The organism is Nocardia otitidiscaviarum NBRC 14405 (assembly GCF_000308635.1).
GTDB classification, from domain to species: domain Bacteria; phylum Actinomycetota; class Actinomycetes; order Mycobacteriales; family Mycobacteriaceae; genus Nocardia; species Nocardia otitidiscaviarum.
In genome coordinates this window covers 50,813-68,767 of the sequence record NZ_BAGD01000020.1, presented here as the reverse complement: position 1 = coordinate 68,767, position 17,955 = coordinate 50,813, and the positions used below count along the sequence as shown (strand labels likewise).

The 17,955-nt window shown below is 69.3% G+C and carries 16 protein-coding genes; 8 read left to right on the top strand and 8 right to left on the bottom strand.

Annotation, left to right across the window (positions count from 1 at the left end; all coding sequences use genetic code 11):
• Positions 1-120 precede the first annotated feature (120 nt).
• Complete coding sequence (gene rfbB / locus ON31_RS01530; protein WP_039808524.1) at positions 121-1,125, bottom strand: dTDP-glucose 4,6-dehydratase; 1,005 nt, start codon at positions 1,123-1,125, stop codon at positions 121-123.
• Between the two features lie 431 nt (positions 1,126-1,556).
• On the opposite strand from rfbB, the gene ON31_RS01525 reads away from it, so the two are divergent.
• Positions 1,557-2,249 (top strand): DUF8020 domain-containing protein, encoded by a 693-nt coding sequence (locus ON31_RS01525; protein WP_255221940.1) that lies wholly within the window; start codon positions 1,557-1,559, stop codon positions 2,247-2,249.
• Positions 2,250-2,314: 65 nt separating this feature from the next.
• Here ON31_RS01525 and ON31_RS01520 read toward each other — a convergent pair whose 3' ends face one another.
• On the bottom strand, positions 2,315-3,301 hold the full coding sequence (locus tag ON31_RS01520; RefSeq protein WP_051036648.1) for an alpha/beta hydrolase: 987 nt from the start codon (positions 3,299-3,301) through the stop codon (positions 2,315-2,317).
• A gap of 246 nt (positions 3,302-3,547) precedes the next feature.
• Between ON31_RS01520 and rfbA the strand changes: the two genes are divergently transcribed.
• Entirely contained in the window at positions 3,548-4,447 is a 900-nt protein-coding gene (gene rfbA / locus ON31_RS01515) for a glucose-1-phosphate thymidylyltransferase RfbA (protein WP_029930392.1), read from the top strand.
• Between the two features lie 2 nt (positions 4,448-4,449).
• A complete protein-coding gene (locus ON31_RS01510; RefSeq protein ID WP_039808517.1) occupies positions 4,450-5,016 on the top strand; it encodes a dTDP-4-dehydrorhamnose 3,5-epimerase family protein in 567 nt (188 codons plus the stop codon).
• A 185-nt stretch (positions 5,017-5,201) separates the two neighbouring features.
• On the opposite strand, the gene ON31_RS01505 is transcribed toward ON31_RS01510, so the two are convergent.
• Positions 5,202-6,212, bottom strand: a complete 1,011-nt coding sequence (locus tag ON31_RS01505) for an alpha/beta fold hydrolase (protein ID WP_255221939.1) — start codon at positions 6,210-6,212, stop codon at positions 5,202-5,204.
• A gap of 182 nt (positions 6,213-6,394) precedes the next feature.
• The gene (locus ON31_RS01500) at positions 6,395-7,861 is read right to left on the bottom strand and encodes an MFS transporter (RefSeq protein WP_039808515.1); all 1,467 of its coding nucleotides are present in this window, start codon (positions 7,859-7,861) and stop codon (positions 6,395-6,397) included.
• 86 nt (positions 7,862-7,947) lie between these two features.
• Between ON31_RS01500 and ON31_RS01495 the strand changes: the two genes are divergently transcribed.
• Both ON31_RS01495 and ON31_RS01490 read left to right on the top strand, forming a co-directional pair.
• Complete coding sequence (locus tag ON31_RS01495) at positions 7,948-8,346, top strand: MarR family transcriptional regulator (RefSeq protein WP_039808513.1); 399 nt, start codon at positions 7,948-7,950, stop codon at positions 8,344-8,346.
• 16 nt (positions 8,347-8,362) lie between these two features.
• Positions 8,363-8,761, top strand: a complete 399-nt coding sequence (locus tag ON31_RS01490; protein WP_039808511.1) for a DUF1801 domain-containing protein — start codon at positions 8,363-8,365, stop codon at positions 8,759-8,761.
• A 37-nt stretch (positions 8,762-8,798) separates the two neighbouring features.
• Here ON31_RS01490 and ON31_RS01485 read toward each other — a convergent pair whose 3' ends face one another.
• The 3 genes from ON31_RS01485 to ON31_RS01475 form a co-directional block, all read right to left on the bottom strand.
• Complete coding sequence (locus ON31_RS01485) at positions 8,799-10,043, bottom strand: EstA family serine hydrolase (protein ID WP_039808509.1); 1,245 nt, start codon at positions 10,041-10,043, stop codon at positions 8,799-8,801.
• 143 nt (positions 10,044-10,186) lie between these two features.
• The gene (locus tag ON31_RS01480) at positions 10,187-11,059 is read right to left on the bottom strand and encodes a helix-turn-helix domain-containing protein (protein WP_039808507.1); all 873 of its coding nucleotides are present in this window, start codon (positions 11,057-11,059) and stop codon (positions 10,187-10,189) included.
• A gap of 105 nt (positions 11,060-11,164) precedes the next feature.
• Entirely contained in the window at positions 11,165-11,737 is a 573-nt protein-coding gene (locus tag ON31_RS01475) for a DUF4282 domain-containing protein (protein ID WP_029930400.1), read from the bottom strand.
• A 337-nt stretch (positions 11,738-12,074) separates the two neighbouring features.
• Here ON31_RS01475 and ON31_RS01470 point away from each other — a divergent pair, with 337 nt between their 5' ends.
• A complete protein-coding gene (locus ON31_RS01470) occupies positions 12,075-12,572 on the top strand; it encodes a hypothetical protein (protein ID WP_029930401.1) in 498 nt (165 codons plus the stop codon).
• Positions 12,573-12,810: 238 nt separating this feature from the next.
• Here ON31_RS01470 and ON31_RS34395 read toward each other — a convergent pair whose 3' ends face one another.
• Entirely contained in the window at positions 12,811-13,260 is a 450-nt protein-coding gene (locus tag ON31_RS34395) for a helix-turn-helix domain-containing protein (RefSeq protein ID WP_051036647.1), read from the bottom strand.
• A 124-nt stretch (positions 13,261-13,384) separates the two neighbouring features.
• Between ON31_RS34395 and ON31_RS01460 the strand changes: the two genes are divergently transcribed.
• The gene (locus ON31_RS01460) at positions 13,385-15,805 is read left to right on the top strand and encodes a molybdopterin-dependent oxidoreductase (protein WP_039808505.1); all 2,421 of its coding nucleotides are present in this window, start codon (positions 13,385-13,387) and stop codon (positions 15,803-15,805) included.
• A gap of 13 nt (positions 15,806-15,818) precedes the next feature.
• On the top strand, positions 15,819-17,951 hold the full coding sequence (locus ON31_RS34390) for an adenylate/guanylate cyclase domain-containing protein (protein WP_051036645.1): 2,133 nt from the start codon (positions 15,819-15,821) through the stop codon (positions 17,949-17,951).
• Positions 17,952-17,955 lie beyond the last annotated feature (4 nt).

Sequence of the window (17,955 nt, the reverse complement as noted above, 5' to 3'; positions counted from 1 at the left end):
CCACCGTTTTCGCACTCGCCACCGCGGCCACGAAATACTGCTCCATCGTCTGGGGCTGACAGCCGTTGAGCCGCGGGCGCTTACCCGCGGCCTACCGGTAGGCGTCTGCGGCTTCGCGGCCTACAGAACCTTCTCGCCCGCGGCCGCGTAGGCGCTTTCGGTGGCGGCTTTCTGCGGCCGCCACCAGGATTCATTGGCGCGATACCAGTCGATGGTGGCGGCCAGTCCCGCGCGGAAGTCGCGGTATTCCGGCTTCCAGCCGAGTTCGGTGCGCAGCAGCGTGGAATCGATGGCATAGCGCTGGTCGTGGCCGGGGCGGTCGGTGACGTGGTCGAAGTCGTCCGGATCGCGGCCGAATGCCTCCAGAATGAGCCGCACCACCGATTTGTTGTCGCGTTCGCCGTCGGCGCCGATGAGGTACGTCTGTCCGATGCGCCCGCGCTCCAGGATTTCCCATACCGCGCTGTTGTGGTCGTCCACGTGGATCCAGTCGCGCACCTGATGTCCGGCGCCGTAGAGGCGGGGGCGGATACCGTCGATGAGATTGGTGATCTGCCGCGGAATGAATTTCTCGACGTGCTGGTAGGGGCCGAAGTTGTTGCTGCAGTTGGACAGTGTTGCCCGGATGCCGAACGAGCGCACCCAGGCGCGCACCAGCATGTCACTGGACGCCTTGCTGGCCGAATAGGGACTGGACGGGTTGTATGGCGTGTTCTCGGTGAACGCGGTCGGATCGTCGAGTTCCAGATCGCCGTACACCTCGTCGGTGGAGATGTGGTGGTAGCGCACCTGATGTTTGCGCACCGCCTGAAGCAGCGCGAAGGTGCCGACGATATTGGTCTGGACGAACGGCCACGGATCGGCGAGGGATTTGTCGTTGTGTGATTCGGCGGCGAAATGCACCACCGCGTCCACGCCCCCGACCAGCCGGTCCACCAGCGCGGCATCGGCGACGTCACCGTGCACGAACTCGAGGCGGTCGGCCACCGGGTCCAATGAGGCCCGGTTTCCGGCATAGGTGAGTTTGTCCAGCACGGTGACATGGACGCCAGGCCGTCGGTTCACGGTCTGATGAACGAAGTTCGCGCCGATGAAGCCGGCGCCACCGGTTACGAGCAGTCGCACAGCAGAACCCTACCGAGTTTCGCGGCGGGCCGGGGCGGTCAGGTAACCCGACGAGCACAGCGGCGGCGTTCCGGCTGCGCGCATTCGGATACGCGGTGGAAACACCGAATACCGCCGTAGGCTGGAATCCGCGCCGAAATGTCGCAATTTCGCCGCCAACTCGCGACATTCGCCCGATTCGGTCACGAATATACCTCGACTATTTGTGATCTCGAACACAAACTCGCCGGTCCGGATTGTCGATTCCGTCCGGAAGGTTCGAGAAAGCCGGTCGCGACCTGCGTGTTTCCAGGAGCCGACCAACGCGTACGGCGCTGTGGTGAACAAGAATTGAATGAACGGTCACAGTAGGTTCACCGATCGTTAGCTGACCTCGATTTGTATTCCCGTGTCCCCCCGAGCTCTTCGTATCGAGGTTTCAAAGAATGCTGATGAGGAAATTTGCCGCGACGTCGGCCATGGTTATCGCTGCCCTGGGCGTCACCGCGGGCACCGTGCACGCCGACCCGGCTCCGGCCCCCGCCCAGGGTGTCGAGGTCTCCTACGAGGTCAAGGAGAAGGCTCTCCAGATCTCGGCCGCCGGCGGCTCGGTCGCCGTCGAGGACGGTCTGTTCAAGATCAAGGATGCCACTGGCACCGTGATGGCCGGTGGCCCGCTCATGGTCCAGGTGGACGACTTCCTGTTCCCGGTCGCCGCGGAGATCAGTGGCAACACCGCCACCCTGACCCCCGAGATCGAGATGGACAAGGCCGTCTACAAGCCGGTCGCCCTGCCGTTCCAGGACCAGGCCGGTTTCAAGAACGAGTACGAGCGTGAGAAGGCCGCCTACTCGCGCATGAAGGACAACATCAGCATGGCCGCCACCCTGGCGGGCCTGACCACCACCGTGCTCGGCGGCATCGTCGGCTGTGTGCTGGGTGCTGCCGTCGGCCTCGCCGCCAGCCTGCCGATCGCGACCATGTTCGGCGCGGGCCCGGTCATCGGCTGCCTCGTCGGCGCCGCCGCCACCGCCAGCTTCGTCGGCATCGTCGGCACCATCCTGATCACCGCCCCGGTGGCCGTGGTCGAGATCATCAACTACTTCAACATCATCAACTCGCCCTTCGTGCCGCCGGCCAAGTAATCGGCAAGCGCCACAAGCGAACCCGCCCGGTCTGAGACCGGGCGGGTTCGCGGTGTTCGGGGCGCTCAGGCGGTGCGCATCAGCTGCTCGGCTTCGAGGCGGGCGCGGACGAAGCGGGCCACCGACGCCAGCGCCGCCCGGCTCTCCGGCATACCCGGGAAGATGGCCATGAAGGCGTGCACCTGACCGCGCCAGACCTCCAGGGTGGCCGGGACGCCCGCGGCGGCCAGGCGCTGGGCCATGAGTTCGCTGTCGCGGCGCAGCACCTCGTCCTCGGCCACGATGAGCAGGGCCGGGGGCATCCCGGCGAGCACGCCGTTGACCGGTGACAGCCGCGGGTCCAGGCAGCCGTCGACCGTCGCTCCGATGCGCACCACCGATTCCAGTGCGGACAGCGGAATGAGCGGGTCCCGGCGCATATTCGGGTGGGCGCGCTTCTCGGTGCAGTCCAGGTCCAGGGCGGGGCACAGGCCGACCAGTCCGGCAGGCACCGGATGCCCCTGGTCGCGGGCGCGCAGGGCGGTCGCGAAAGTCATGTAGCCACCGGCGGAATCACCGGCGAAGACGATGCGCGAGGCGTCCGCGCCCCGGCTGAGCAGCCAGCGGTAGGCGGTCAGGCAGTCGTCGACCGAACCGGAGATGTCGGTATCGGGCAGCTGCCGATACTCCACGCTCACCACCGGCAGCCCGGTGCGCCGGGCCAGCGCGGCCACGACGGGGCGGTGCGTGTCCAGCCCGCACAGGAAGAAGCCGCCGCCGTGCATGTACATGATCGCGCCGTCGCGCAGCGAACTGCGGGCTCCGGCGGGACGCACGATCTCCATACGGAAGTCCCTGAGCCGCACCTGCTCCCGCTCCACCCCGCGCGGCTGCGGCCGGAATTTCGACAGCCCGTTGATCACCGTCGCCGCCACCGGGATGGTGCGCGTGTTGACGGGCACCAGGCCACCGAGCGGCCGGACCACGGTGCGGCAGGCCGCCGCCAGGGCGTGTGCGTACACGCTGATGCCGTGCGGGTTGGCCACCGGGACGCTGTCACTTGTCGCTGTCATCGCGCACCTACCTCGTTGTTGGCGCGCCGAGCCGTTCGTCCAGGGACCGAACAGGGCTCGGGCACCCGGCGCGCGAGAGTCGGCGCTGACATCTCACATAGCGTCGTTTCAGAACACCATGAGAACGTGACGTACGCAACACTTAATGGCCACAAGGGCATTGCGGTAAACCGGCCGTGATCGATTCGCGGTCGAGTCGGAACCTCCCCGCCCCCGCCCGCGACCCAACTGGCAGACTGCTGTGACATGCGCGGAATCATCCTGGCGGGCGGCACGGGCTCACGGCTGCACCCGATCACGCGCGGGGTGAGCAAACAGCTGGTCCCGGTGTACGACAAGCCGATGGTGTACTACCCCCTGTCCACGCTCATGCTGGCGGGGATCCGGGACATCCTGGTCATCACCACCCCGGAGGACAGCGACGCCTTCGCGCGCCTGCTCGGCGACGGCAGCCGGTTCGGGCTGTCGATCTCCTATGTGGTGCAACCGGAACCCGACGGGCTCGCCCGCGCCTTCGTCCTGGGGGCCGACCACATCGGCACCGACTGCGCGGCACTGGTGCTGGGCGACAACATCTTCCACGGACCCGGACTCGGCACCACGCTGCACCGCTTCGACGGGCTCGACGGCGGCGCGGTGTTCGCCTACCGGGTCTCCGACCCCACCGCCTACGGCGTGGTGGAATTCGCCGAGGGCAAGGCCATCTCCATCGAGGAGAAGCCGAAGCGGCCGCGCTCCAACTACGCCATTCCGGGGCTGTACTTCTACGACAACGACGTCGTCGAGATCGCCCGCGGGCTGCGGCCCTCGGCGCGCGGCGAATACGAGATCACCGATATCAACCGCACCTATCTCGAACAGGGCAGACTGCGGGTGGAGGTGCTCGCCCGCGGCACCGCCTGGCTCGACACCGGCACCTTCGACTCACTGTTGGACGCCGCGAATTACGTGCGCACCATCGAGGAGCGGCAGGGCCTCAAGATCGGGGTACCCGAAGAGGTGGCCTGGCGGATGAACTTCATCGACGACGAACAGCTGCGCGCCATCGCCGAACCGCTCGAACGCTCGGGCTACGGCACCTACCTGCTGAATCTGCTGGAGCACGGCCGGGAGTGGGAGCAGGGCGCACTGGGACGGGAGCACTGACGGTGGAGATACGGGAACTGTCGGTGCCCGGCGCGTGGGAGTTCACACCGCGGCTGCACGGTGACGCGCGCGGGGTGTTCCTCGAGCAGTTCAAGGCGTCGGAATTCGAGAAGGCGGTGGGGCGTCCCTTCGATCTCCAGCAGGTGAACGTCTCCACCTCGGCCGCCGGGGTGCTGCGCGGCATCCACTACACCGCGAATCCGCCGGGGCAGGCCAAGTACGTGACCTGTGTGCGGGGCGCGTTCCTGGATGTGGTGGTGGATCTGCGGCCCGACTCGCCGACCTTCGGGCGGTGGGACGCCGTGGTGATCGACGATGTGACGCGCCGGTCGGTATTCCTGGCCGAGGGGCTGGGGCACGCACTGCTGTCGCTGGCGGACGACTCCACCGTGACGTACCTGTGCTCCCTGGAGTACACCCCCGAAGTAGACGGTGAGGTGGACGCGTTCGATCCGGCCATCGGCATCGAATGGCCGACGGTGGGTCGAGACGGGCAGCCGCTCACGGTCATCCGCTCGGCCAAGGACGCCGCCGCACCCCCACTGTCGGACGCACGGCTGCTGTACTGACGACCCCGGTGCCGGGATCCGGGTGCTTCGTCGTGCCACCGGACGGTCGCGGCACCCACCATTTCACGAGGCGTCGCCGCCCGTCGCTCGTGACACTCCGGTCAGGACGCTGACCCGTTCGCCGCGGGCCGAGGACCGACGCCGAGCCAGAGTCGCGGCCGCTGCCATGACCGCGTGTCCCGGTATCAGCCGGTGGTCGCGCTCGGGGTGTCGAAGGCGCGGCGGGCCGCGGCCGCCAGTTCGGCGTTGAAACGGTTCGTGGCTTCGATATTCGCGGCGTGTCCGGTGGGCAGGATGTGGAAGTCCACCAGGCTGCCGACCCGGGCCAGGGCGTCGGCGAGGGCGCGTGACATGGCCAGGGGGAGCAGGCGGTCGCGGTCTCCGGCGATCACGGTGGTCGGGACGGTGAGGTGTTCGGCGGCCGGGCCCAGATCGAATTCGGCGAGCATCCGCTCCACGCGGGCGCGGCCACGCGGCGGGCAGGAGCGCACGATGTTCAGAACGAAGGCCACCTCGTCCGGGGTGGCGTTGCGGGACATGATGCGCCAGCGGATCAGCCACTTCACCAGTGGGCCGCCCGGAATCGGCAGCGGCAGACCGAGCAGCGACACCAGCAGCCGGGCCGAGAGTTGGACGCGGCGGCCGAGAATCCGCAGCGGCACATTGAAACCGGGCAGCAGTTCGGTGCCGGTGGCGATGCGGCCCGAGGTGGTGTTGGCCAGGATCGCGCCCGCCGCGTGGGAGTCGAACTGGTCGCGGTGGCGGGCGGCCCACGCCTGCACGGTGATTCCGCCCATGCTGTGCCCGACCAGCATCGCCGGTTCGCCCGGACGCAGGGTGGCGGCCAGCACGGTGGCCAGGTCGTCGCCGAGCTGATCGATACTCGGGCCGTCCGCGCCGAGACCGCTCTCGCCGTGCCCGCGCTGGTCGTAGCAGATCATGCGGTATTCCTCGGCGAAGGCGTTGACCTGCGGATTCCAGTATTCGAGGCAGCAGCCCCAGCCGTGGACGAGCACGATCGGCCGCCCCTCGGCCGGACCGTAGACGCGCACCCGCAAGCGCGCCCCGTCCGGGGTGGTCACGGGCACGGTCGCGCCGGGCGCGGTGGGCGGATTCAGCGCCGCGGTGGCGTAGCGCCGCGACCGCAGCCGCGCCCGACGACGTGCGAACACCGCAGCCAGCCTGTCGCGACTCACGCTGACATCGTGACAACCCGACCACGGCAACGACGGTAGGACGCGCCGCACGGACACAGGAGTCACGGTGGCGATATCGCCGGTGACGCTGAAAGCGCTGGGGCGCATCGCGTGTGCGATGCGCCCCAGCGATCCGGCCCGGCGGGCGACGAGGGAGAGCCGTTGCCGAGCCGGAGATCGGGTCAGCCGACGAGTTGCAGTTCGGCCTCCGTCTGCTCGACCGCACGGTTCTTGCGCCGCTTGGGCAGGTAGACCGTGAGGGCGACCAGGGCTCCGACGATCGCCACGCCCGCGGCGAACTCCAGGCCGGGACGGTAGGTGTCCAGCATGGCGGCCGGGCTGGGGTCGGTGTGCGCGCCCGAGGTGACGATGGCGGTGGTCACCGCCAGCACGATGGCCGCGCCGACCTGCATGGCGGTTTGCAGCACGCCGGCGGCGAGCCCCTGCTCGTCATTGTCGATACCGCTGGTGGCCTGGATATTGATGGCCGGGAAGCCGACCCAGCCGATGCCGATCAGCAGGATGGCGGGCAGCAGGACCGTCAGATAGTTCGGGGCGGTGTCGACGCGCAGGAACATCAGGTAGCCGACGGCCATGACCGCCATGGTGACGGCGATGATCGGCCCGGTGCCGAAGCGATCGACCAGCTTGTCGGAGACGAAGGCCGAGGTGACCACCAGCAGACCCACCGGCAGCAGGGCGAGCGCCAGGTGCAGCGGCGACCAGCCGAGGGTGTCCTGGAAGTACAGTGTGGTGATGAACTGCCAGCTGAAGTACGAACCGCCCACCGCGATGATGGCGAGGCTGGCGCGGACCAGGGTGGCCTTGCGCAGGATGCCCAGGCGGACCAGCGGATACCGCACCCGCTTCTCGACCGCGATGAATCCGGCGAACAGCGCGGCGGCCAGCACGAACGAGCCGATGGTGCGCGCCGACGCCCAACCCACCTCGGGGGCGGTGACCACGGTGTAGACCAGCAGCAGCATGGCGGCGGTGGACAGCACAGCGCCCAGGATGTCGTGGCCGCCCTCATCGGCGGGCTTGTCCTTGGGCACCAGGAAGATGGCCGCGACCAGGGCCGCCAGGGCGATCGGCACCGGCAGCAGGAAGGTCCAGCGCCAGCCGATGCCGGTCATGAGGCCGCCGAACAGCAGGCCCATGGAATAGCCGCCCGCGCCGAACACGGTGTAGATGGACAGCGCCTTGTTGCGGGCCGGGCCCTCGGCGAAGTTGGTGGTGATGATGGACAGGCCGGTCGGCGCGGTGAATGCGGCGGCCAGGCCCTTGATGAAGCGGGTGAGGATCAGCAGCGGGCCGGAGCTGACCAGCGCGCCCGCCAGCGAGGCGAGGGCGAAGACGGCCAGCGCGATCAGGAAGACCTTGCGGCGGCCGAGCAGGTCGGCGGTGCGTCCGCCCAGCAGCAGCAGGCCGCCGTAGCCGAGGACGTAGCCGCTGACCAGCCATTGCAGGGTGGAGGTGGGGAGGTCGAGTTCGGTTCCGATGGACGGCAGTGCGACGCCGATCATCGACACGTCCAGACCGTCGAGGAACAGCACGATGCACAGGGTGATCAGCATGCCCCAGAGGCGCAGGGGCCAGCTGTTCGTATCGGCGGATGCGGCAGCCGATTTCAGAGCCGTTGTGGTCATGAGCCGAAACAGTACATGCACACGCATTAAATGTGCAAGCATTAAATGCGGTTGCATGATTCCGCGCCGACCACTAGGATGGCCCCATGCCGAAGCCGACAGCGCCTGTCGACCGGCCCGAAGCCACCGGGCTGGTAGCCGAATGGCGCGAGCTGCTGAGCCGGCACGCGACCGCCTCCTGCGCCCTCGAGAAGGAGTTGCAGGGCCGCCACCACATCGGGCTCAGCGAATTCGAAACCCTCGACCGGCTCATGGAGGCCGGCGGCGAGAGCTACAAGATGAGCGACCTCGCCGGTGACATCCACCTCAGCCAGAGCGCACTCTCCCGCGCGGTGGCCCGCCTGGAACGCGACGGCCTGGTCAACCGCACGCTGTGCACCGAAGACCGCCGCGCCATCTTCGTCTGCCTCACCGACAAGGGCCGCGAACTGCACCGTGCGGCCGCGCCCACACATCGCGAAGTCCTGGAACAGTCGCTGCGCTGAGCCGTATGCTGCGGGCATGCCCTCCTACGCGGTCGATCCGCGGGTCGACGCCTACATCGACGCGCTACCGGAATGGCAGCAGGCCGTATGCCGCGAGGTGCGGGAGCTGGTGCACGAGGCCGATACCGAGGTCGTCGAGACCATCAAACGCACGGTGCGGCCCTACTTCGTGCTGGACGGCAATATCTGCGCGCTGCTCGCCGCCAAGGACCATGTGAACGTATTCCTCTACGACGGGGCCATCGTGCCCGATCCGGAGGGGATCATCACCGGCGGGCACGACAACAAGACGGCCCGCACCGTCGCCGTGCGCGAAGGCGAGACCCTGAACGCCCCGGCGCTGCTCGCCATGTTCCGGCAGATCATCGCCAACAACCGCGCCGGGGGCTGGCGAAAGCTGAAGGGCGGGAACTGAATCCGGAGGCGCGGCAACACCGTGCCGAGAGCCGGACTCAGGCGGCGACCGCCGCGCCCTCGCCGCGCGCCACCCGAGCGGCCCGCTGCGTCAAGGCCGCCAGCATCGGCAGCCGGGCATCGCCCAGGGTCATGGCCGAATAACCGAGCTGGTTGGTGACGAATCCGATGCCCAGGCCGCGGCCGGGGATCGCCATGCCGCCGGAGCCGCCGATGCCGAAGTGCCCGAACGCCTTGCGGGTCAGCGTCGCTCCGACGATGGCGCGGTGGTAGCCGAGCGCGAATTGCGGTGGTGCGCCGAGGACGTAGTCGAAGCGGCTGTTCACCGGCATCTCGGCGAGTGTCCGCGCACCCTGGGCGCTGAGCAGCCGGCGGTGACCGACCACGCCGTCATTGGCGATGGCGCCGTACATGCGTGCCAGCGACCGCGCGGTGAAAGTCCCGTTCCAGCCGGGCATCATGGCGTCGTAGGGGCGCTCCCCCACCGACATGTCGGCCCAGCCGTCGTACACCGCCCCGCGCGCCGAATGCAGCGCCCGCACCCGCGCGGGCAGCCCGACCAGCCGGTCGAACGGCACCTTGCCGACGCTGAGCCGGGGCGACAGGTGGGCGATGCGATGCCGCTGCTGCCGAGGCACCCCGAACCAGAAGTCGTTGTCGCCCAGCGGCTCCACGAGTTCGCTGCGCACCAGGTCGGCGAAGGGCCGCCCGCTCGCCCGCTGCGCGATCTCCGCGACCAGCGTGCCGAAGTTCAGCCCGTGATACCCGGAAGCCCGGTGCCGCAGCGGGTCCGGCGCGCTCGCCGCCATGGCCGCGGCCACCTTGTCGTGGTCGAGCAGATCCTCGGGATCGTCGAGCAGTCCGCGCATGCGCTGCACTCCGGCGCGATGGGCGAGCGCCTGCCGCACGGTGATGTCGCCCTTGCCCGCCGCCGCGAATTCGGGCCAGTACTCGGCGACGGGAGCGTCGTAGTCGATGACCCCGCGATCGGCGAGACGGTTGATGACGGTGGCCGCCACACCCTTGCCGGTGGAATACGACAGCGCCATGGTGTCGGCGCCCCAGCGGCGTCCGGGTTCGGCCCAACCCGCCCAGATGTCGAGCACCGGCTCGCCGTCGAGGAAAACCGCGAAGGCGCCGCCACCCGCACGCGAGCGGCGGAAGATCTGGAAGAACTTGGCGGCGACCGCTGTGAAGCGGTCGTCGACGAGCATCTGTCGGCCGCGCGTGGGGCCGGCCGCGGATAGTTCCCCGGAGGATCTGTCGGTGCTCTCACCTGGCATGGTCAGACTCCTTTGTCTGGCTCACTCCACAGGGTTCGCGCTCGCAGTTGCAAGCACCCTGCTAGCACCGACTGTAACCGCCGTCACGCGCGGGGACAATGGGTGCGCGCGAGTTCTGTGAAACAGCACAATGGGCGGACAGCTCAGACCGAGGCACGCGCGGACTCGATCACGGGCGCGGCGTCCGCCGCCACCGCCGCGACGGCCCGGAATGCCTCGCGATAGCGCTCCACATCGTGGTCTTTGTCCAGATAGGAGGAGCCGGTGAGGGATTCCACGTACACCACCGGCGGTTCGGGCACCTCGCCCGCGGGTGCGGGGAATTCGAGCAGGACGAATCGGCCCGCATCCATTCCGTGGTGGTATCCGCAGTCCGCGGGCACCAGCCGCAGCCGCACATTCGGCAGTTCGCTCAGATCGCGCAGGCGGTCCAGCTGACCGGCGGTGACCCCCTCGCCCCCGATCCGATGCCACAGCACCGCCTCCGAGATCACCACATCCAGTTGCAGCGGGGAATCCGAGCGCGTCAGCAACTGCTGGCGGGTGGTGCGGACCCGCACCCGGCGGTCCATCTGCTCGGCGGTGATGCCCGGATACGCGCCCGCGAGCACCGCGCGCATGTAGTCCTCGGTCTGCAACAGCCCGGGCACCAGCTCGTTCTCATAGGTGGTGAGGCGGGCGGCGGCCTCCTCGAGGCCGATGTACACCTCGTAACCCTCGTCGATGACGTCGCTGTACTCGGTCCACCAGCCGCGCGCCTTGGTCTCCCGGGCCAGCGCGGCCAGCGGCTGGATGGCGTCCTCGGGCGCACCGTAGATTCGGCACATGGCCTCGACGTCGAGGCTGCGCAGCGATGTCTGACCGGTCTCGATGCGCCAGATCTTGGCCTCGGACCATTCCAGCCGCTGCGCGGCCACCCGGGTCGTCATCCGCGCGCGATTGCGCAGGTCGCGAAGCTGACGACCGAGTTGTCGACGCGGCATGGTCGATCCGGTGATCCCCTGCGGTAGAGCCATCCGTCCCCCTAACAAGTTGCGATCGCATTGTGACACAGGAAATCTCGCCGATCCATGGACGCGGGGAACGCCGGGGCCGCCACGAACGACCGTTCGGAGACGAGACTACTTGCGGGAGTTACGCTTTCGGAAGCGCCAGAACTGCACGGCACGCATATCCTCCGACAGCTGATTGACCGGTTCGGCCACATCCGACAGGGCCTGGAACAGATCGTCGGCCAGTTCGGCGATATGTTCCACCTTGCCCGCCAGCCGCGAGGCGTTCACCAGGAATTCCAGCAGTAGGCGCACGGTGGCGGCGATGGTGAGACCCAACGGTATCGCGAACACCACCGCGAACACCACCCCCACCCACATCGAGGACCTCAGCAGTAACACCGTCGTGGCGATGGGAATGGCCACCGCGCCCGCCAGACCCAGCAGATAGGCCAGCGGCAGCAGGGTGCGCGTGGCGGTCCGGCGAAATTGCAGGTCCACCAGGGCGCGCGCGGCCTCGACGCTCCAGGAGCCGAATGCGCTTGGGCTGGTGAAGGGTTCGACGGGCAGCTGCTCGTCCGCATCCGCCTCGGCGGCGTGCCGGGACATGCGCTTGACCGCCGACTCCTTGAACGCCAGCCAGCGCGATTCCGCCTCGAACTCGTCCAGTTCGGACTGATCCCCACCCGATCGATCGGTCATGGACGAAAACGCTCCTCTCCCACCGGCCTTCCGGCACGCCAAGTCTGATCGCAATCACATCCGCGCTACAGTCCGACGCAGTGTGTTCTCCGACACTTCCCATTTCCGGGCGCATCACGCTCGGAAACGCGTGGGCGCGAGCAGCTTCGGCGTTATCGCAGGTAGTGGGTACCGCCCCCGAAATGTCACTGCTGTGACAACGGCGTAGTAGCGCCACCTACAACGCGAAGCTGTCTCTTTTGTAGCCGCGAACGAAGACGCGTGAAAAAGAGCCTGTAACGCCTCGGACACCGGGCGGCGATACCACGCACAGAGCAGGACCTAGATCTACCGGGGAATGGAGAATCCAGTGCGTACGACGTTTTCGTCTTCCGTCACGGCCGCAGTGTTGGCCGCATCTGCGCAGGAATACACCCAGCGTGGCTGGACGGTCGCCGAAACGGCCAACGGCATCTGCCTGATCACCGACGACAACCTGGCGGGTATCGAGGTATCCGGGGAGACCGCCGCTTATGTCCGTCGCTTCCTGCGTGCCAACAACCTCTCGGGGCCGGTCATCGAGATCCCGGGCACCGAGCGCCGCGAAATCCACCTGGTCACCGGCGTACAGAAGGCCGCCATGGCGCTCGAGGCGCTGCGGGCCGCCGGTGCCATCGTGCACTCCGACGGCGCGGGCATCCCGCTGCCGCCGACGCAGCTGTCCGCCGCCGGGTCGGCGTGCTGGGGAGTCGCTCCGCAGGAGGCACGCTGGGTGCCGCCGGTGGTGGCGATCTCCGCCGCCGTGCGGGCGGCCGTGAGCGGGCGCAAGCCGCAGGTGGCGCGTATCGCTTCCTGAAGTACGTCGTTCTAGGACTCCGCTGACCGCGGGTGCTCCCCGGCACCCGCGGTTTTCGCGTGCGCGGAGCAGGATGACGGCGTGGTCGATCGCCGCGCGTGGACGCGCGACAGCCCCCTCCCGCACGGGAGGGGGCTGTACTCGGTAGCCGCAGGATCTCACCTGGCCCCCGCCCAGCAATTGAGGCGGCCGGGCGAAGCCTCACGGGCCAGACGGTCAGGCCGCGCGGCGCGGCCGGTCAGGCGGTATGGGACAGGTGGGTCACTGCCGCCGGGGTGCTGCGGTGGCGGCGCGTGTGCGCGGCGCGGCGGCGGGCGTGCGGGGCGGTGGCCTGGTGGTGGAGGGCGGCGGCGCGGGCGGCGCGGCGGTTGGGGACGCCGAGTTTGGCGAGGATGGACGAGACGTGGTGGTCGACCGTGCGGACCGACAGGTAGAGGCGGTCGGCGATCTCCGGGTTGGTGAGGCCCGCACAGACCAGTTCCAGGACGTCCTGCTGCCTCGGGGTGAGGCGGGCGGGGTGGTTGCGCAGGGTGGAGCGGCAGAGCGGGCCGGGCTGGGGTGAGGTGCGCACGAACAGGCCGGTTTCACCCGCGATGGTCACCTCGACCACCGTGGCGGTGCCCGCGGCGATGTCCGCGCAGGCGGCGTGCAGTGCTTCGAGGGCTTGTGTTCGTTCGAGAAACCGCATGTGCCCAGCCTGGCCGCGAACGGGCGGCGGGTCTGTCCGCGCGCGGACGTTCGTTGTGTCGGCGTCCCGACACAAATCGTCCGCTTCCGGTTTCGCCTGTCGGGGTGGCGGGCGATGATGAGGTATGACCCCCGTCACGGACAGCCCCCGGACGCTGCTGCGCACCTGCCCGCTCTGCGAGGCGGTGTGCGGTCTCGAACTCACTCTCGACGCCCACGACCACGTAACAGCCGTACGCGGCGACCATGCCGACCCGTTCAGTCACGGCTTCATCTGCCCCAAGGGGGCCAGCCTCGGAGCTCTCGACGAGGACCCGGATCGGCTGACCGAACCCATGATCCGCGACCGCGACACCGACGAATGGCGGACCGCGACCTGGGCGGAGGCCTTCGCGCTCATCGGTGAGCGGCTGCCCGCCATCGCGCACGCGCACGGCAACCAGGCCGTGGGCGTGTACGTGGGAAACCCCAACGCGCACACCGTGGCCGGGGCCCTGTACCTGCCGTTGGTGCTGCGCGCACTGGGCACCAGGAACATCTACTCCGCCAGCACCGCCGATCAGATGCCGAAGCAGGTCGCGAGCGGGCTCATGTTCGGCGATCCGCTCACGGTCGCGGTACCGGATCTGGATCGCACCGACTACCTGCTCATGCTCGGGGCGAATCCGCTGGAGTCGAACGGATCGCTCTGCACCGCACCGGATTTCCCGGGACGGCTGAAGGCGCTGCGCAAACGCGGCGGACGCCTCACGGTGGTGGACCCGCGGCGCACCCGCACGGCCAAGCTCGCGGACGAGCATCTGTTCATCCGGCCGGGCAGTGATGCGTACCTGCTGTTCGGGATCGTGCACACGCTGTTCGCCGAGCAGCTCACCGACGTCCGCGTCGAGGTCGAGGGGCTGGACGAGATCCGCGCGGCCGCCGCCGATTTCACCCCTGAGGTGGTGTCGGCCCGCACCGGCGTGCCCGCCGCGACGGTGACCCGGATCGCCCGCGAGCTGGCTGCCGCGCCGACAGCCGCCGTCTACGCCCGGATCGGCACCTGCACAGCCGAATTCGGCACCGTCACGCAGTGGCTGGTGGATGTGGTGAATGTGCTCACCGGAAATCTCGACACCCCCGGCGGTGCCATGTTCGCCACCGGGGCGGCGCTGGGCATCGTGCGGTCCCGCCCCTTCCGCACCGGACGGTGGACCAGCCGGGTGCGCGAGCTGCCGGAGGCCATGGGCGAGCTGCCCGTCGCCACCCTCGCCGACGAGATCGGCACGCCGGGCGATGGACAGATCCGGGCCATGGTGACAGTGGCGGGCAATCCGGTGCTCTCCGCGCCCAGCGGACCGCGACTGGACGCCGCCTTCGCCGGACTGGAATTCATGGTGTGCGTGGACCGGTACCTCAACGAGACCACCCGCCACGCCGATGTGATCCTGCCGCCGCCGCGCATCGTGCAGGCCCCGCACTACGATTTCGCGCTGCTGAACTTCGCGGTGCGCAACTATGCCCGCTATTCGCGCCCCCTGGTACCGCTCGGCGACCACCCCTCGGAGGCGGAGATCCTCGCCCGGCTGGCCATGGCGGTGAGCGGACAGCGGCCGCCGGAGGGCGTCACCCCGCTCGAGGCGGTGGACGAGATGGTCATCGCGGGCACCCTGCAGAAGGCCGGGCTGCTCGAACGCCGCCCGGAACTGCTCGGCGAGAACACGACCGAACAGCGCATCGACATGATGCTGCGGCTGGGGCCCTACGGCGAGTGGAACGAGGCCGCGCGCGCCACCGCCGAGCAGGGTGGGGGCGCGCGGAACCAGAACGCCGACGCCGCGACGCGCCCGCGGAACCAGGCCGGTCCCGGGTCGCAGGAAGCGACGGTCGTCCCACATGCAGCCGGTACGGGATCTCACACCGGCACCCGCACGGAGCCCCCCGCCGGGACCACGGTACGGGACGCAGCCGACGGCGGGGTGCTGCGCGGCGGCGGCGCAGCCCTCTCCCGGTGGCACGGCGCGCTGAATCTGCGGGTGCTGCTCGAGCATCCGCACGGCATCGACCTCGGTCCGTTGCGGCCGCGACTGCCCGGGGTGCTGCGTACCGCGTCACGGAAGGTGGAGCTCGCGCCGCCGCAGTTGCTCGCGGATGTGCGTCGGTTGCGGGCGCGGCTGCGCGACGACGCGCCGGAGATGGTGCTCATCGGGCGGCGGCAACTGCGGTCCAACAACAGCTGGCTGCACAATGTCTCGTCGCTGGTGGGCGGATCCAACCGGTGCACCCTGCACATCCACCCCGACGACGTGGCGCGGCTGGGTCTGAACGGGCAGGCCGTGGTGAAGTCCGCGGCGGGCACCGTGATCGTCACCGTCGAACCGACCGAGGAGATCATGCCCGGCGTGGTGAGCCTGCCGCACGGGTGGGGGCACGCGGACAGCTCGCAGGCCGTGGCGCGCGAGCACGCCGGGGTGAATGCCAATGTGCTGACCGATGATTCGCTCGTCGACGCCCCCTCCGGCAATGCCGTGTTCAACGGCGTGCCGGTAACGCTCACCCCGGCCTGAGGTCGGTGCCCGCATGTCACCCGTCCGGATACTGCTGTGGCTGGTGCATGTCAGCCTGCCCGCCCTCGGCCTGTGGGTGCTGGTGGCGCGGCCGCACCTGGATCACGAATTCCAGCACCACGGTGTGCATTTCTGGCTGATCCTGGGCGCGGCCGTGGTGGCGCTGGTCCTCGGTGTGCTGCTGCTGCGGGCCGCGCGGGCGCATCGGGATATGCGGCTGATCCTGGTGTCGCTGGTATTCCAGCTGAACGCCGGATTCCTGGGGCTGCACGCACTGGCGACGCCCGGGATCATTCTGTCCGCGCCGAATGTCGGGTTCACCACCGCGGTGCCGGTCGGCATGGTGCTGGGCGGCTTCGCGGCCCTGGCCTCGGCGGTGGAGTATCCGCCGGACGCGCGGGTGCACCGGTACACGGATCTGCTCGCGGCGCTGCCCATCACGCTCATGGTGGTGTGGGCGCTGCTGTCGCTGACCCGGGTGCCGCCCTTCGACGCCGTCCCCGATCCGTCGGAGGCGCAGGGCCCGCTGGTGGCGGCGGTGTTCGTGGGCGCGGCCTGCTATCTGGTGGCGGCGGTGCGCTACGCCTACCTGTACTACCGCAATCGCGGCACGGTGGTGCTGAGCGTGCTCACCGCGTTCGTGCTGTTGGCGGAGGCGCTGTTCGCGGTGGGGTTCGGGCGCAGCTGGCGGGTGTCGTGGTGGGAGTGGCATGTGCTGCTGGGGGTGGCGTTCGCGCTCATCGCGCTCAGCACCCACCTGACCTTCCTGCGGGAGGGGTCGGCGCGGGGCCTGTTCGACAGCGTGACGCTGCGCAGCACCCTGGACGCCATCCACCGCGACTACGCCCGCGCGCTCGAGGAGATGGTCGCCGCCCTGGACCAGCGCGCCAGCGGCGGCGTCGCCGCGGCCGAACCACTCGGTGCGGTCGGCCAGGAGCTCGCCCGCCGTTTCGGCCTCACCGAACGCCAGGTGGCGGTGCTCCAGCAGAGCGCCCGCGCGGTCGGCAGCGAACGCGAACAGGTACGCCGCCTGGGTGCACTGGTCGCCGTCGGCGAACGCTCCTCGGTGATCCGCGGCGAGCAGCAGTTGCTCGCCGAGATCCAGCGTCTGGCGACCTATGCCTTCGAGGGCGACACCGTGCGCATCGGTGTGCTGCGCCGGGGCCGCCTGCACTTCGAGGACGGTGGGCCACCCAACCCCGGCGCGCATGCGTTTCCCCTGATGGTCAAGGGGTTTCGTGCCGGAGTGCTGGAACTGGCACGCACCACCGCCCCCGCGAAGGCGGCAGCCGAGCCCGAGGTCTCGTCGGGCGCGGTGACGCGGGCGCTCAACGCGACCGGGCTCCGGCGCGGCACAGCGGGTTTCGCCCTGCCCGGGGCCGCCGGCCGGGCCGGTGCGCAGGCTCCCGTGCCGCTGGGTGCGGCGGAGCAGGCGGTGGCGCGGTCGTTCGCGGCGCAGGCGTCGGTGGTGTTGGAGAACGCGCGGCTGTATCAGCAATTGGACGGGCTGTTCCGGTCGTACATGTCGCCCGCGGTGGCCACGGCGTTGATCGCGGATCCGTCGCAGGCGGGGTTGGGCGGTGAGATCCACGAGGTGAGCGTGTTGATGGCGGATCTGCGGGGGTTCACGCCGTTCGCGGAGCGGGTGGGGCCGGAGCAGGTGATGCGGATGCTGAACACCTACTACACCGCGATCGTTCCGGAGATCCTGACCGAGGGCGGAACGGTGGTGCAGTTCGTGGGCGACGCGGTGATGGCGATCTTCAACGCGCCGGTACGGCAACCCGATCACGCGCTGCGGGCGGCGCGGGCCGGGCTGGCGTTGCAGCGGGCCGTGGCGGGGGTGCGGGAACGGGTGGATGTTGCGCATCGGGACGACTGGCCGATGTTTCGAGTGGGAGTCAATACGGGTCCGGCCGTGGTCGGCAATGTGGGAGCGCCGCAGATGCGGAACTTCACGGCCATCGGCGACACCACCAATCTGGCGGCGCGGCTGGAGTCGCTGGCCGAACCGGGAACGGTGGTGGTCGGCCCGCTGACCAGAACGCGGCTCGGTGACCGGGCCGTGGTCCGGGATCGGGGGGCCTTCGACATCAAGGGCAAACGCGACCCGGTGACGGTGTACGAACTCGAGGCACTGCGGTGAGGGT

Excerpts from the sequence above, each read along its gene's own strand:
- ON31_RS01525 (WP_255221940.1), top strand. The coding sequence starts at position 1,557 with ATGAGGAAATTTGCCGCGACGTCGGCCATGGTTATCGCTGCCCTGGGC.
- ON31_RS01520 (WP_051036648.1), bottom strand. The coding sequence starts at position 3,301 with ATGACAGCGACAAGTGACAGCGTCCCGGTGGCCAACCCGCACGGCATC.
- rfbA (WP_029930392.1), top strand. The coding sequence starts at position 3,548 with ATGCGCGGAATCATCCTGGCGGGCGGCACGGGCTCACGGCTGCACCCG.
- ON31_RS01500 (WP_039808515.1), bottom strand. The coding sequence starts at position 7,861 with ATGACCACAACGGCTCTGAAATCGGCTGCCGCATCCGCCGATACGAAC.
- ON31_RS01495 (WP_039808513.1), top strand. The coding sequence starts at position 7,948 with ATGCCGAAGCCGACAGCGCCTGTCGACCGGCCCGAAGCCACCGGGCTG.
- ON31_RS01490 (WP_039808511.1), top strand. The coding sequence starts at position 8,363 with ATGCCCTCCTACGCGGTCGATCCGCGGGTCGACGCCTACATCGACGCG.
- ON31_RS01485 (WP_039808509.1), bottom strand. The coding sequence starts at position 10,043 with ATGCCAGGTGAGAGCACCGACAGATCCTCCGGGGAACTATCCGCGGCC.
- ON31_RS01480 (WP_039808507.1), bottom strand. The coding sequence starts at position 11,059 with ATGGCTCTACCGCAGGGGATCACCGGATCGACCATGCCGCGTCGACAA.
- ON31_RS01475 (WP_029930400.1), bottom strand. The coding sequence starts at position 11,737 with ATGACCGATCGATCGGGTGGGGATCAGTCCGAACTGGACGAGTTCGAG.
- ON31_RS01470 (WP_029930401.1), top strand. The coding sequence starts at position 12,075 with ATGGAGAATCCAGTGCGTACGACGTTTTCGTCTTCCGTCACGGCCGCA.
- ON31_RS34395 (WP_051036647.1), bottom strand. The coding sequence starts at position 13,260 with ATGCGGTTTCTCGAACGAACACAAGCCCTCGAAGCACTGCACGCCGCC.
- ON31_RS01460 (WP_039808505.1), top strand. The coding sequence starts at position 13,385 with ATGACCCCCGTCACGGACAGCCCCCGGACGCTGCTGCGCACCTGCCCG.
- ON31_RS34390 (WP_051036645.1), top strand. The coding sequence starts at position 15,819 with ATGTCACCCGTCCGGATACTGCTGTGGCTGGTGCATGTCAGCCTGCCC.